The 13,109-nt window shown below is 72.8% G+C and carries 10 protein-coding genes; 7 read left to right on the top strand and 3 right to left on the bottom strand.

From position 1 onward, the window contains the following. Window positions 1-3: 3 nt before the first annotated feature. Entirely contained in the window at window positions 4-1,314 is a 1,311-nt protein-coding gene (locus EAO76_RS10575) for a DUF418 domain-containing protein (RefSeq protein WP_148835536.1), read from the bottom strand. A gap of 233 nt (window positions 1,315-1,547) precedes the next feature. On the opposite strand from EAO76_RS10575, the gene EAO76_RS10580 reads away from it, so the two are divergent. From EAO76_RS10580 to EAO76_RS10595, 4 genes are read left to right on the top strand one after another with little or no spacing between them, the layout of a single operon-like run. Continuing rightward, window positions 1,548-3,155, top strand: coding sequence for a carboxyl transferase domain-containing protein (locus EAO76_RS10580; RefSeq protein WP_148835537.1), 1,608 nt, complete (start codon window positions 1,548-1,550; stop codon window positions 3,153-3,155). Window positions 3,156-3,168: 13 nt separating this feature from the next. Further along, on the top strand, window positions 3,169-5,268 hold the full coding sequence (locus EAO76_RS10585) for an acetyl-CoA carboxylase biotin carboxylase subunit (protein WP_148835689.1): 2,100 nt from the start codon (window positions 3,169-3,171) through the stop codon (window positions 5,266-5,268). Next, the gene (locus tag EAO76_RS10590; protein WP_148835538.1) at window positions 5,265-6,206 is read left to right on the top strand and encodes a hydroxymethylglutaryl-CoA lyase; all 942 of its coding nucleotides are present in this window, start codon (window positions 5,265-5,267) and stop codon (window positions 6,204-6,206) included. The genes EAO76_RS10585 and EAO76_RS10590 overlap by 4 nt, the downstream gene beginning before the upstream one ends. Window positions 6,207-6,236: 30 nt before the next feature. Further along, on the top strand, window positions 6,237-7,403 hold the full coding sequence (locus tag EAO76_RS10595; RefSeq protein WP_148835539.1) for an acyl-CoA dehydrogenase family protein: 1,167 nt from the start codon (window positions 6,237-6,239) through the stop codon (window positions 7,401-7,403). Window positions 7,404-7,620: 217 nt separating this feature from the next. On the opposite strand, the gene EAO76_RS10600 is transcribed toward EAO76_RS10595, so the two are convergent. Continuing rightward, a complete protein-coding gene (locus EAO76_RS10600) occupies window positions 7,621-9,069 on the bottom strand; it encodes an MFS transporter (RefSeq protein ID WP_148835540.1) in 1,449 nt (482 codons plus the stop codon). A gap of 156 nt (window positions 9,070-9,225) precedes the next feature. On the opposite strand from EAO76_RS10600, the gene EAO76_RS10605 reads away from it, so the two are divergent. Both EAO76_RS10605 and EAO76_RS10610 read left to right on the top strand, forming a co-directional pair. Then, window positions 9,226-9,681, top strand: coding sequence for a MarR family winged helix-turn-helix transcriptional regulator (locus EAO76_RS10605; RefSeq protein WP_148835541.1), 456 nt, complete (start codon window positions 9,226-9,228; stop codon window positions 9,679-9,681). A 225-nt stretch (window positions 9,682-9,906) separates the two neighbouring features. Continuing rightward, on the top strand, window positions 9,907-10,266 hold the full coding sequence (locus EAO76_RS10610; protein WP_148835542.1) for a hypothetical protein: 360 nt from the start codon (window positions 9,907-9,909) through the stop codon (window positions 10,264-10,266). Between the two features lie 70 nt (window positions 10,267-10,336). Here EAO76_RS10610 and EAO76_RS10615 read toward each other — a convergent pair whose 3' ends face one another. Next, the gene (locus EAO76_RS10615; protein WP_262375338.1) at window positions 10,337-11,968 is read right to left on the bottom strand and encodes a beta-N-acetylhexosaminidase; all 1,632 of its coding nucleotides are present in this window, start codon (window positions 11,966-11,968) and stop codon (window positions 10,337-10,339) included. 145 nt (window positions 11,969-12,113) lie between these two features. Here EAO76_RS10615 and EAO76_RS10620 point away from each other — a divergent pair, with 145 nt between their 5' ends. Continuing rightward, window positions 12,114-13,028 (top strand): DUF4429 domain-containing protein, encoded by a 915-nt coding sequence (locus tag EAO76_RS10620; protein WP_148835544.1) that lies wholly within the window; start codon window positions 12,114-12,116, stop codon window positions 13,026-13,028. Window positions 13,029-13,109: the final 81 nt, after the last annotated feature.

Genomic DNA, 13,109 nt, shown 5'->3' on the forward strand with positions numbered 1-13,109 from the left:
CGCTCAACGCCCCTCGACAGCCTCCGGCACCCCGGCCGCTCCCGGCGCCCCCGCCGCCTTCGCGGGCCGCCCCCACAGGGTCACCGCGCGCAGCAGCCACTCCACGGGCCCGAGCCGGTGGCGGCGCATCAGCCACTGGCTCAGCACGAGCTGGCAGGCGTACAGCACGAGCCCGCCGCCGACCGCCGCCGCCGCGCCCGTGCGGCCGTACAGCCCGAGCCCGTACCCGGAGAAGACCAGGGCCATGACGAGGGACTGGGTCAGGTAGTTGGTCAGCGCCATCCGCCCGGCGGGCGCGAGGGCCCGGGCCACCGCGGTGCCGCCCGGCGTGCCGAACCACAGCAGCAGCCCGGTGGCGTACGCGGCCGAGAGCGCCGGGGCCGTGACGACGCCGATCGCCAGCCCCAGCACCGCCCAGCGCTCCGGCAGCGGCCCCGCCATGCACGCCGCGGAGAGGGCCGCCCCGGGAAGCCCGACGGCGAGGCCGGTGAAACAGACGCGGCGCAGCCGTGCCCGGTCGGCGAGCACCGTCGCGCCGAGCCACTGCCGCCGTCCGGCCACGAACCCCAGGAGGAAGGCCGCGACGACGAACCCGCCCATCAGCAGGGCCGCCCCCAGCGCGTCGGGCAGGGCCTCGATGTTGGCGCCGACGACCTCGGTGAAGCCGCCCCGGTAGGCGGCGGTCAGCTCGGCCTGCTCCGCGGCGGACCCGTCCGGGCCCTCCGGGCCGAGCAGGGCGGCCACCAGCCCGAGCAGCAGCAGGAACCCGCCGGCGACGCCGTACACCCACAGCGCCGCGCGCCGGGCGCCGCCGGGCCCGGCGTTCCGGGCGGCCAGCAGGATCAGGCCGAACAGGGCGTACGTCATCAGGATGTCACCGGTGTACAGCAGCACCGCGTGCGCGAGACCGAGCACGAACAGCCCGGCCAGCCGCCGCGACATCCGGGGCGCGAAACGTGCGCCGGCGCGGGCGGCCGAGTCCATCTGGAGGGTGAAGCTGTACCCGAAGAGGAAGGAGAAGAGCAGGTAGAACTTCGACTGGGCGAGCAGGACGACCAGCCATTGCACCGCCCCGTCGGCCGCGTGCACGTTCACGAGCCCTCTGGAGTCCGGCGGCCCGGCGGTGGCCAGGAGGTTCACGACCAGGATTCCTGCGAGCGCGAACCCGCGCAGGGCGTCCACTTCGAGGATGCGCGACCTCCCGGCCGCCCCCTCGCTCCCCGCCGACCCCGCCTGCGCCTGCTGTGACTGCTGTGACTGCTGAGTTTGTTGCGCCTGCTGTGACTGCTGAGCCTGTTGCGATTGCTGCGTCATTCGCTGTTTCCCCCACCCGATCGGCCGCGGGCCGTCGTGCCGTTCCCCCGTTCCCGACCGCACCGGCCGGGCCCGCTCCGGGTCAGGGAGCGGCGCGGGCCATTATCGCGGCTCCGCCGCGGGCGTCGGGGTGCCGGGCGGGAGCCCTGGACAAGGCTGTTAGCGCTCGTTAACCTTGGGGCAGACGTTAACGGTCACTAACTACTGCGGTACGGGCAAGGGGGCTCGACACGATGCAGCAGGCACCGGTGCTGACGAGCGCGGCCGATCCCGCCTCCGAGGCCTGGCAGGCCAACGAGGCGGCACATCACGCGCTCGCCGACGAGCTGCGTTCGCGGCTCGCCGCGGCCAGGCTGGGCGGGGGTGAGAGGTCCCGCGCCCGGCATGTGGCGCGCGGCAAGCTGCTGCCCAGGGACCGGGTGGACACCCTGCTCGATCCGGGTTCCCCGTTCCTGGAGCTGGCCCCGCTGGCCGCCGAGGGGCTGTACGGGGGCGCCGCCCCGGCGGCCGGGGTGATCGCGGGCATCGGCCGGGTCAGCGGCCGGGAGTGCGTGATCGTCGCCAACGACGCGACCGTCAAGGGCGGCACGTACTACCCGATGACGGTGAAGAAGCACCTGCGCGCCCAGGAAGTGGCGCTGGAGAATCGTCTCCCCTGCCTGTACCTCGTGGACTCGGGCGGCGCGTTCCTGCCGATGCAGGACGAGGTCTTCCCCGACCGGGAGCACTTCGGCCGGATCTTCTACAACCAGGCCCGGATGTCGGGGGCCGGCATCCCGCAGATCGCCGCGGTGCTGGGTTCGTGCACGGCCGGTGGGGCGTACGTCCCCGCGATGAGCGACGAGGCCGTGATCGTACGGAACCAGGGCACGATCTTCCTGGGCGGGCCGCCGCTGGTGAAGGCCGCGACCGGCGAGGTCGTGACGGCCGAGGAACTGGGCGGCGGCGAGGTCCACTCCCGTACGTCGGGGGTGACCGACCACCTCGCGGAGGACGACGCGCACGCGCTGCGCATCGTGCGGAACATCGTGGCGACCCTGCCGGACCGGGGCGCGCTGCCGTGGTCCGTGCGGCCCGTCGAAGAGCCGAAGGTCGATCCCGCGGGGCTGTACGGCGCCGTCCCGGTCGACTCGCGCACCCCGTACGACGTGCGCGAGGTGATCGCCCGGGTCGTGGACGGCTCGCGGTTCGCCGAGTTCAAGGCCGAGTACGGGACGACGCTGATCACCGGCTTCGCCCACATCCACGGCCACCCGGTGGGGATCGTCGCCAACAACGGCATCCTGTTCTCCGAGTCCGCCCAGAAGGGCGCCCACTTCATCGAGCTGTGCGACCAGCGCGGCATCCCGCTGGTCTTCCTGCAGAACATCTCCGGCTTCATGGTGGGCCGGGACTACGAGGCGGGCGGCATCGCCAAGCACGGCGCCAAGATGGTCACGGCGGTCGCCTGCACCCGTGTGCCGAAGCTGACCGTCGTGGTCGGCGGTTCGTACGGCGCGGGCAACTACTCCATGTGCGGCCGGGCCTACTCCCCCCGCTTCCTGTGGATGTGGCCCAACGCGAAGATCTCCGTCATGGGCGGCGAGCAGGCCGCGTCCGTCCTCGCGACGGTCAAGCGCGACCAGTTGGGCGACGACTGGAGCGCGGCGGACGAGGAGGCGTTCAAGGCCCCGATCCGCGAGCAGTACGAGACCCAGGGCAACGCGTACTACGCCACGGCCCGGCTCTGGGACGACGGTGTGATCGACCCGATGGAGACCCGGCAGGTGCTGGGACTCGCCCTGACCGCGTGTGCCAACGCCCCGCTGGGTGAACCCGGCTTCGGCGTCTTCCGGATGTGAGGAACAGATGACGATGTTCGACACCGTTCTCGTCGCCAACCGCGGCGAGATCGCGGTACGTGTCATCCGCACGCTGCGGGAGCTCGGCATCCGTTCGGTCGCCGTCTTCAGCGACGCGGACGCGGAAGCCCGGCACGTCCGGGAGGCCGACACGGCGGTACGGATCGGGCCCGCGCCCGCCGCCATGAGCTATCTGAGCGTGCCCGCGCTCCTGGACGCGGCCCGCCGCACCGGTGCGCAGGCCGTCCACCCCGGATACGGATTCCTCGCCGAGAACGCCGACTTCGCGCGGTCGTGCGCCGAGGCGGGGCTGGTCTTCATCGGCCCGTCCGCCGACGCCATCTCGCTGATGGGCGACAAGATCCGGGCCAAGGAGACGGTCTCGGCGGCCGGGGTCCCGGTCGTGCCCGGCTCCTCCGGGAGCGGACTCACCGACGGGCAACTGGGCGCGGCGGCCCGGGAGATCGGGATGCCGGTGCTGCTGAAGCCCTCGGCGGGCGGCGGCGGCAAGGGCATGCGGCTGGTGCGCGACGAGGCGCTGATCGCGGACGAGATCGCGGCGGCCCGGCGCGAGGCACGGGCCTCGTTCGGCGACGACACGCTGCTCGTGGAGCGGTGGATCGACGGGCCCCGGCACATCGAGATCCAGGTGCTGGCCGACACCCACGGCAACGTGGTCCACCTCGGCGAGCGCGAGTGCTCGCTCCAGCGCCGCCACCAGAAGATCATCGAGGAGGCGCCGTCCGTCCTGCTCGACGAGGGGACCCGGGCGGCGATGGGCGAGGCGGCCGTCCAGGCGGCCCGCAGCTGCGGCTACGTCGGCGCGGGCACGGTGGAGTTCATCGTCCCGGGCGACGACCCCGCCTCGTACTGCTTCATGGAGATGAACACCCGCCTCCAGGTCGAGCACCCGGTCACCGAGCTGATCACCGGCCTGGACCTGGTGGAGTGGCAGTTGCGGGTCGCGGCGGGCGAGCCGCTGCCCTTCACCCAGCGGGACATCGCGCTCACCGGTCACGCGGTCGAGGCCCGGATCTGCGCGGAGGACCCGTCCCGCGGCTTCCTGCCCTCCGGCGGCACGGTGCTCGCGCTGCACGAGCCGCAGGGCGACGGCGTGCGGACGGACTCCGGGCTCGGCACGGGCGGCGAGGTCGGCAGCCTGTACGACCCGATGCTGTCGAAGGTCATCGCGTACGGCCCCGACCGCGCCGCCGCGCTGCGCCGGCTGCGGGCGGCGCTCGCGGACACGGTGATCCTCGGCGTCCCGACGAACGCCGGGTTCCTGCGCCGGCTGCTCGCCCACCCGGCGGTGGCGGCGGGCGACCTGGACACCGGCCTGGTGGAGCGCGAGGTGGCCGGCCTGGTGCCGGAGGGCGTGCCCGAGGAGGTGTACGCGGCGGCCGCGCTGCTGCGCCGGTCCGCGGCGTCCGGCGCCTCCCCCGCCGGGGACGCCGCCGGCTGGGTCGACCCGTTCTCGGTGGCGAGCGGCTGGCGGCTGGGCGGCACCCCGGCCCGTACGGTGCTCGACTTCCGCATCCCGGGCCACGACCCGGTGCAGGTCTCGCTGCGCGACTGCCCGGCGGGCACGGAGCTGACGTTCGGCCACGTCGGCGAGGGCGCGCAGCCGCCGGAGCCCGCGACGGGCGCCTGCGGCCCGCTGGCCCCGATGCCCGGCGGCCGGGAGACGGCCGGGGTCGTCGAGCTGACCCCGCACCGCCTCGTCATCGAACTCGCCGGTGTCACGCACGCGTTCACCCATGCCGCGTCCCCCGACGGGGTCTGGCTCGGCCGTGACGGCGACAGCTGGCACGTGCAGGACCACGACCCGGTGGCGGCGTCGCTGGCCGGTGCCGCCCGTTCCGGTGCGGACACCCTCGCCGCGCCCATGCCGGGCACCGTGACCGTCGTGAAGGTGGCGGTCGGGGACGAGGTCGTGGCCGGTCAGAGCCTGCTCGTGGTGGAGGCGATGAAGATGGAGCACGTCATCTCCGCCCCGCACGCCGGGACCGTGACCGAACTGGACGTCACCGCGGGCACCACGGTCGCCATGGACCAGGTCCTGGCCGTGGTGACCCCCGCCGGGTCCGCCGAAGCCCCCGAGGAGCAGGCATGACGACGCCCCGCACCCTGCCCATGACCGTGCCGGCCCCGGATCTGCCCGCCCGGGTCCGCATCCACGAGGTCGGCGCCCGCGACGGGCTGCAGAACGAGAAGTCCGTCGTACCGACCGAGGTGAAGGCGGAGTTCATCCACCGCCTGGCCGCCTCGGGGCTGACCACCGTGGAGGCGACCAGCTTCGTGCACCCCAAGTGGGTGCCCCAACTGGCCGACGCCGAGGACCTGTTCCCCCGCCTGGCGGACCTCGACGGCGTGGCCCTGCCGGTCCTCGTGCCGAACGAGCGCGGACTGGACCGGGCGCTGGCGCTCGGCGCCCGCCGGATCGCCGTGTTCGGTTCGGCGACCGAGACCTTCGCGGCCCGCAACCTCAACCGCACGGTCGACGAGTCGCTGGCGATGTTCGAGCCGGTCGTCGCCCGCGCCAAGGCCGACGACGTGCACGTCCGCGGCTACCTGTCGATGTGCTTCGGCGACCCGTGGGAGGGCCCCGTCCCGGTCCACCAGGTCGTGCGGGTCGCCAGGGCGCTGATGGACCTCGGCTGCGACGAGCTCTCCCTCGGCGACACCATCGGCGTCGCCACGCCCGGCCACGTACAGGCCCTGCTCGCCGCACTGAACGAGGAGGGCGTGCCCACCGACACCATCGGTGTGCACTTCCACGACACGTACGGGCAGGCCCTCTCCAACACCCTCGCCGCGCTCCGGCACGGGGTGACCACCGTGGACGCCTCTGCGGGCGGCCTCGGCGGCTGCCCGTACGCGAAGAGCGCGACCGGGAACCTCGCCACCGAGGACCTCGTGTGGATGCTCCAGGGCCTCGGCGTCGAAACCGGGGTCGATCTCGACGCGCTCACCGCCACCAGCGTGTGGCTCGCCGACCAACTGGGCCGACCCAGCCCCTCCCGCACCGTCCGCGCGCTCTCGGTGCGATAGACACCCGTCCCACAAGGAGTGACCCCTGCCATGTCCCTGGACCACCGGCTGACCGCCGAACACGAGGAACTGCGGCGCACCGTCGAGGAGTTCGCGCACGACGTCGTCGCCCCGAAGATCGGCGACTTCTACGAGCGGCACGAGTTCCCGTACGAGATCGTGCGGGAGATGGGGCGGATGGGCCTGTTCGGGCTGCCGTTCCCCGAGGAGTACGGCGGCATGGGCGGCGACTACCTCGCCCTCGGGATCGCCCTGGAGGAGCTGGCCCGGGTCGACTCGTCCGTGGCGATCACCCTGGAGGCCGGGGTCTCGCTCGGCGCGATGCCGGTCTACCGCTTCGGCACCGAGGAGCAGAAGCAGCGGTGGCTGCCGAAGCTCTGCTCCGGCGAGGCGCTCGGCGCGTTCGGCCTGACCGAGCCGGACGGCGGCTCGGACGCGGGCGGCAGCCGGACGACGGCGGTGCGCGACGAGGCCACCGGCGAGTGGGTGATCAACGGCTCCAAGTGCTTCATCACCAACTCCGGCACGGACATCACGGAGCTGGTCACGGTCACGGCGGTGACCGGCCGCAAGGAGAACGGCGCGCCGCTCATCTCCTCCATCATCGTGCCGTCCGGCACCCCCGGCTTCACCGTCGCGGCCCCCTACTCCAAGGTCGGCTGGAACGCCTCGGACACCCGCGAGCTGTCCTTCACCGACGTCCGCGTCCCGCTGGAGAACCTGCTCGGCGAGGAGGGCCGCGGCTACGCCCAGTTCCTGCGCATCCTGGACGAGGGCCGGATCGCCATCTCCGCCCTGTCCACGGGCCTGGCCCAGGGCTGCGTCGACGAGTCGGTGAAGTACGCCGCCGAGCGCCACGCGTTCGGCCGGCCGATCGGCTCCAACCAGGCGATCCAGTTCAAGATCGCGGACATGGAGATGCGCGCCCACATGGCCCGCATCGGCTGGCGCGACGCGGCGTCGCGCATGCTGGCGGGCGAGCCCTTCAAGAAGGAGGCCGCGATCGCCAAGCTGTACTCCTCAACGGTGGCGGTGGACAACGCCCGCGAGGCGACCCAGATCCACGGCGGCTACGGCTTCATGAACGAGTACCCGGTGGCCAGGATGTGGCGCGACTCCAAGATCCTGGAGATCGGCGAGGGAACGAGCGAGGTCCAGCGCATGCTGATCGCCCGCGAACTGGGCCTTCCGGCCTGACACACGGCAACAAAAAAAGGGGCGGGCCTCTTCGGAGGCCCGCCCCTTCCGTATGCCCGCGCCTTCCCCGTGCCCGCGCCCGCCTCCGCACGGACTGCCCGTCAACCGGCGGCAGCACGAAGCCGGTTGACGTACCCGACCGGGACTCCGCCCGTCCCCCGCGAACGCGGGGAACGGGCGGTGGCGGTACTCGGGTGCGCGAACCGCGGGCCGCGGGTCAGACCTTCGCCGCGGCCTGTTCCGGAATGGCGTCGGCTCCGGTGTCGTCCCCGGCGCGGCGCATGGCCGGGATGGCGGCGGCGACCAGGGCCGCGACCAGGGCGACGCCGCAGCCGACCATGAGCCCGGTGCGGAAGCCGTCCTCGGACGTGAGGGTGTGGCCGCCCATGGTGACGGTCATCTGGGAGAGGACCACACCGATCACCGCGGCACCGATCGACGTGCCCAGCGAGCGCATGAGCGTGTTGAAGCCGTTGGCGGCGGCGGTCTCGGACAGCGGGACCGAGCCCATGATCAGCGCGGGCATCGCCCCGTACGCCAGGCCGACGCCGCTGCTGGTCACCATGCCGACCACCATCAGGCCCCACGCCGAGCCCATCAGCACCAGCGCCAGGCCGTAGCCGACCGCGATGACGAGGATGCCGCAGACCAGGGTGAACTTCGGGCCCCGGGCGTCGATCAGCTTTCCGCCGAGCGGGGAGACGATCATCATCATGATGCCGCCGGGCGCCATCCACAGACCGGCCGCGAGCATCGACTGGCCCAGGCCGTAGCCGGTCTCGGAGGGGAACTGGAGCAGCTGCGGCGCGATCAGCATGCTGGCGTACATGCCGAAGCCGACGAAGACCGAGGCGAGGTTGGTCATCAGCACCCGGGGGCGGGCGGTGGTGCGCAGGTCGACCAGCGGGTCGCGGGTGCGCAGCTCCCACAGGCCCCAGGCGACCAGCACCACGACGGCGGCGGCGAACAGGCCGAGCGTGGTGCCCGAGCCCCAGCCCCAGTCGGCGCCCTTGGAGACCGCGAGCAGCAGGCAGACCAGGCCCGCCCCGAGGCCGAGCGCGCCGAGCACGTCGAACCGCTGCCCCTTGGCCCCGGCCGGCACGTCGGGGATCAGGAACCAGATCAGCGCCGCGACCACGGTGGCCAGACCGGCCGAACCCCAGAACAGCACCCGCCAGTTCGTGTACTGGGCGACCGCCGCGGCGATCGGCAGGCCGAGCGCACCGCCGATGCCCATGGAGGCGCTGACCAGCGCGATGGAGGAGCTGAGCTTCTCCGCCGGGACCACGTCGCGCAGCAGCGCGATGCCGAGCGGCAGCACGCCCATGCCCATGCCCTGCAGCCCGCGGCCGACGATCATGGGGACGACGGACGACGAGAGCGCGCACACCACCGAGCCGACTATCAGCGGCACGGAGCAGACGAGAAGCATCCGCCGTTTGCCGACCATGTCGCCCAGCCGGCCGGAGACGGGCACGCAGACGGCGGAGACCAGCAGGGTGACGGTGATCACCCATGCCGCGTTCGAGGGGGTGGTGCTCAGGATCTGCGGCAGCTCCGCGATGAGCGGGGTGACCAGGGTCTGCATGATCGCCGCCGTGACTCCGGCGATGGCCAGCGTGGCGACGACGCCACCGGTGCGGGTTGATGGTTGGGGCGCGCCCATCCAGGACTCCTCGGGTGTGTATCGGAAGAAGACTATGCATCGTACACACTCAATGCATCATGCACGTTATATGTACACTACATAGCCTGTGGAAGAATGGTGACCTGCGCCCGGAACACGCCGGGTGCCCGGACGACGACGGGAGACGGCAGGAGCATGACCAGGCCCACCCATGAGGTCGAGTACGAGCAGATGCTCCTCAGCCGCCACAGCCTGCTGCGGAACAAGGGCGGGCGGCGCAAGGGCGGCCTGATGGACCACAGCGCCTACGTCCTGCTCAGCCGCATCCGCGTCCAGGGGCCGATGTCGATCGGCGAACTCAGCGACGCCTTCGGGCTCGACGCGTCCACCCTCAACCGGCAGACCGCGGCGGCCATGCGGGCCGGACTCGTGGAACGCATCCCGGACCCCGCGGGCGGCATGGCCCGCAAGTTCCGGATCACCGACGAGGGCGCCCGCACGCTCGACGCGGAGCGCGAGGGCATCACCGACTCCCTGGAGCGGGTCATGGCCAACTGGTCGGACGAGGACATCTCCGGCTTCGCCGCCTACCTGCGCCGCTTCAACACCGACATCGAGCGCCTGGGCGGCCGCCCCTGGCCGCGCCCCTGACCCTTCCCGCGAGAACGACCCGTGCGGGGGCGGGGCCCCACCGAGGGGAATCCGCGGCGCGGCCGACCGGGAAATCCGTTCGACGCCCCGGCGCGGCATGCTGCACAGTCCACGCACGAGTCCCCGCCACTGGCCCCCGTACGGGCTCCGCCTCCGCACGCAGCGCCTCGAACTGCGCCTGACGGAACCGGAGTTGCCCGGCACCCACCGGAAGGAGTTCGGCGCATGACGCTGCTGGTGCACACCTTCGTGTACGACGGGAAGGGGGACTGGCAGCTGCTCGACGACCCCGACGACGGAGGCGACATGGCCGGCTTCGAGAGCAGCCGGACCAAGCTCTGGGGGTCGGAGTGCGCCCGTGCGCTCGGGGCCCGGTTCCTGCCCCGGCTGGCAGGCGACGACATGTTCGTGGAGCCGGAGGAGGTCGAGCACTTCCTGGCCGAGTGCGAGCTGTTGCGCGGGAACGCGGCGGCCCTGGGCGCGCACAGCGGGTACGGGGAGGACTACGTGGTCGCGCGGCTCGGCAGCATCGAGCGTGCCGCCCTGCGGGCGCGGGCGGTGGGCGGCGGGGTCCTGGTCTGGTGAACGAGGACACGTCGGGGGCACGCGGGGCGGGGGCGGCCCGGACGACGGCCGGACCGCCCCCGCCCCCGGCTCACTCCGTCGCCCAGGGGACCTCCGGCGCCCGGTGGTAGTCGACGCCGAGCGCCGAGAGCCTCGGCCCCTGCGCGCCCAGGCGCACCCGGTACGCCTCCCAGTCGTGCGTGGCGGCGGGCGACCAGCCGAGTTCCGCGACGCCGGGCAGTCGGGGGAACGCCATCCGCTCGATCTCGCCGCTGTCGGTCAGGGTCTCCGACCAGAGCGGCGCCTCGACACCGAGCACCGCCTCCTGCGGCACTCCTTCCAGGTACGCCGCCGGGTTCCAGTCGTACGAGCGCTCGACGGAGACGTAACCCGCCCAGGACAGGCCCAGCTCGGTGTCCTTGTCGTACTTCATGTCGAGGTAGCTGCGGTCCGCCGGGGACAGCACCAGCCCCGTGCCGTTCGCGGCGGCGCGGGCCACCTGTTCGCGTTCGGCCGCGCCCGTGCGGTCGTAGCCCCAGTACTGGGCGATCGCTCCCTTCACCGGTGCGGCACCGGTGAGCTGGTGCCAGCCGATCACGGTCTTGCCGTACTTGCCGACGACGGCCTGCGCCCGGTCCATGAAGGCCACGTAGTCCTCGTGGCTGGTGGAGTGCGCCTCGTCCCCGCCGATGTGGAAGTACGGGCCGGGGGTCAGTTCGGCCACTTCGCGGATCACGTCGTCCACGAAGTCGTACGTGACGGCCTTCGGGACGCAGAGCGAACTGAAACCGACCTGGGTGCCGGTGTACAGCGGCGGTGCGACGCCGTCGCAGTTCAGCTCCGCGTACGAGGCGAGCGCCGCGTTGGTGTGGCCGGGCAGGTCGATCTCCGGCACGACCTCCAGGTAGCGGGAGGCCGCGTACCGGACGATCTCCCGGTAGTCGCTCTTCGTGTAGTGGCCGCCTGGGCCGCCGCCGACCTCCGTCTGCCCGCCGTACGTGGCGAGCCGCGGCCAGGAGTCGATGGCGATCCGCCAGCCCTGGTCGTCGGAGAGGTGCAGATGGAGCTTGTTCATCTTGTAGAGGGCGAGCTGGTCGATGTAGCGCTTGACCTCGGCGACGGAGAAGAAGTGCCGGGACACGTCGAGCATCGCGCTCCGGTACGCGTAGCGCGGCGCGTCCGTGACCGTGCCGCCCGCGACCTTCCACGGCCCCTTCTGCGGGCTCTTCCGCTCCACGTCGGCCGGGAGCAGCTGACGGAGCGTCTGGACGCCGTGGAAGAGTCCCGCGGGGCGGCGCGCGGTGATGGTGACGGAGCCGTCGCCGGACTTCAACCGGTAGCCCTCGGCGCCCAGTTCGGGGTCGCCCTCGTCCAGGCGGAGCCGGATGCCGTCCCCGCCGTCGCCGGTGACCGGCAGCGCGTAGCCGGTGGACGGGCGCAGCACGCCCGCCAGGTAGTCGCCGATCCGCCGGGCCTCCGCGGAGCCGCCGCCGACACGGATCCTGGTGGCCGGGGTGATGGTGTACGGGGAGCCGCCGGGCTCCGCCCTCATGGGTGCGGGCACGATCTGCCCGAGCGGGCGGGGCGGGCCGGCGGCCGGTCCGTTGTCCGCCGCCGGTCTCTCCGGGGCCGCGCCGATGCCGGAGATCCCGGCCGCGGTGACGAGCAGCAGCGAGCCGAGCAGACGGGGAAGCGCGACGCGTCGTGTCCTGTGCAGTCTCACAAGCCGGTCCCTTTCGACGGGTTCACACCTGTGGATCATCCATGGATCACCTGAGCAACCGAACCATCACCATGCGTATCGCCTGCCTCACGTATGGTCAAGGTTCGGACCACTCCCTCGTGGAACGGCTGGCAGAATCTGCTGCATGGCGGAAATAACCCAGCGCGACGGGACCTGGACCTTCGACGGCGAGACGGTGCGGATCGCACCGGGCCGGGGCAAGGGCATCCACCCGCTCCGGCAGGAGCTGGGGGAACGCGCCGTCCCGCTGCGGGCACTGGCGGGCATCTCCTTCGAGCCGGACCGCAAGGGCGGCCGGCTGCGACTGCGGCTGCGCGACGGCGCGTGCCCGGTCCTGCGCGCGGCCGACGGCCGGCTCAAGGACGCGGCGGACCCCTACCAGCTCACCGTGGAGAAGGACCGCAGCGGGGTGGCGGAGTACTTCGTCGAGGAGGTGCGCAACGCCCTGCTGATCGAGCAGGTGCCCGCCGGTCCGGTGGACGGCTTCCTGCTGCCGGGGCCCGCGGTGCCGGTCGCCGGTGGCGGCGGGGACGGCACGGCCTCGTTCGACGGGGAGACGATCCGCCTCACCTGGAACTGGAAGGCCAGCGACTCCAAGCTCTCGGGCGGCCCGGTCTCGTTCCCGCTGTCGGACGTGACCGCCGTGCACTGGGTGCCCTCCATCGGCCTGGAGAACGGGCATCTGCGCTTCGTGCTGAGCGGGGCCCCGGCGGCGGTCCGGGCGGCCGAGCACGACCCGTACGCACTGGATCTGTGGGGGCTGTCCAAGAAGGAGTACACGGCGGCCCTGGTCGCGGCGGCGGTCCTGGTGCGGCTGCCCGACGCGACGGGGAAGGCGGCGGGCGGAGGCATCGCCCTCGAAGGCGCCGCTCCGGCGGAGATCGAGGCCCCGGCCGCGCCCGTACCGCCCGCCCCGTCCGGCGACGACCACGACGCGCTGCTGCGCCGGCTGCGCGAGCTCGGCGAGCTGCACCGGTCCGGGGTGCTCACCGACGACGAGTTCGCCGCCGCCAAGCAGGCCGTGCTCAAGCGCCTGTAACCGCTCCGGGTCACCGCGGGCGCGCCCCGACCGGCGCGCCCGCAGCCACTCCCCCGCCGGCTTCCGCACCCGCCCCCGTAC

It is taken from the genome of Streptomyces sp. sk2.1, assembly GCF_008120935.1.
In the GTDB taxonomy this organism is placed as follows: domain Bacteria; phylum Actinomycetota; class Actinomycetes; order Streptomycetales; family Streptomycetaceae; genus Streptomyces.

What these genes read in the sequence shown, in the direction of transcription:
- EAO76_RS10575 (WP_148835536.1), bottom strand. Translation starts at nt 1,314, where the DNA reads ATGACGCAGCAATCGCAACAGGCTCAGCAGTCACAGCAGGCGCAACAA.
- EAO76_RS10580 (WP_148835537.1), top strand. Translation starts at nt 1,548, where the DNA reads ATGCAGCAGGCACCGGTGCTGACGAGCGCGGCCGATCCCGCCTCCGAG.
- EAO76_RS10585 (WP_148835689.1), top strand. Translation starts at nt 3,169, where the DNA reads ATGTTCGACACCGTTCTCGTCGCCAACCGCGGCGAGATCGCGGTACGT.
- EAO76_RS10590 (WP_148835538.1), top strand. Translation starts at nt 5,265, where the DNA reads ATGACGACGCCCCGCACCCTGCCCATGACCGTGCCGGCCCCGGATCTG.
- EAO76_RS10595 (WP_148835539.1), top strand. Translation starts at nt 6,237, where the DNA reads ATGTCCCTGGACCACCGGCTGACCGCCGAACACGAGGAACTGCGGCGC.
- EAO76_RS10600 (WP_148835540.1), bottom strand. Translation starts at nt 9,069, where the DNA reads ATGGGCGCGCCCCAACCATCAACCCGCACCGGTGGCGTCGTCGCCACG.
- EAO76_RS10605 (WP_148835541.1), top strand. Translation starts at nt 9,226, where the DNA reads ATGACCAGGCCCACCCATGAGGTCGAGTACGAGCAGATGCTCCTCAGC.
- EAO76_RS10610 (WP_148835542.1), top strand. Translation starts at nt 9,907, where the DNA reads ATGACGCTGCTGGTGCACACCTTCGTGTACGACGGGAAGGGGGACTGG.
- EAO76_RS10620 (WP_148835544.1), top strand. Translation starts at nt 12,114, where the DNA reads ATGGCGGAAATAACCCAGCGCGACGGGACCTGGACCTTCGACGGCGAG.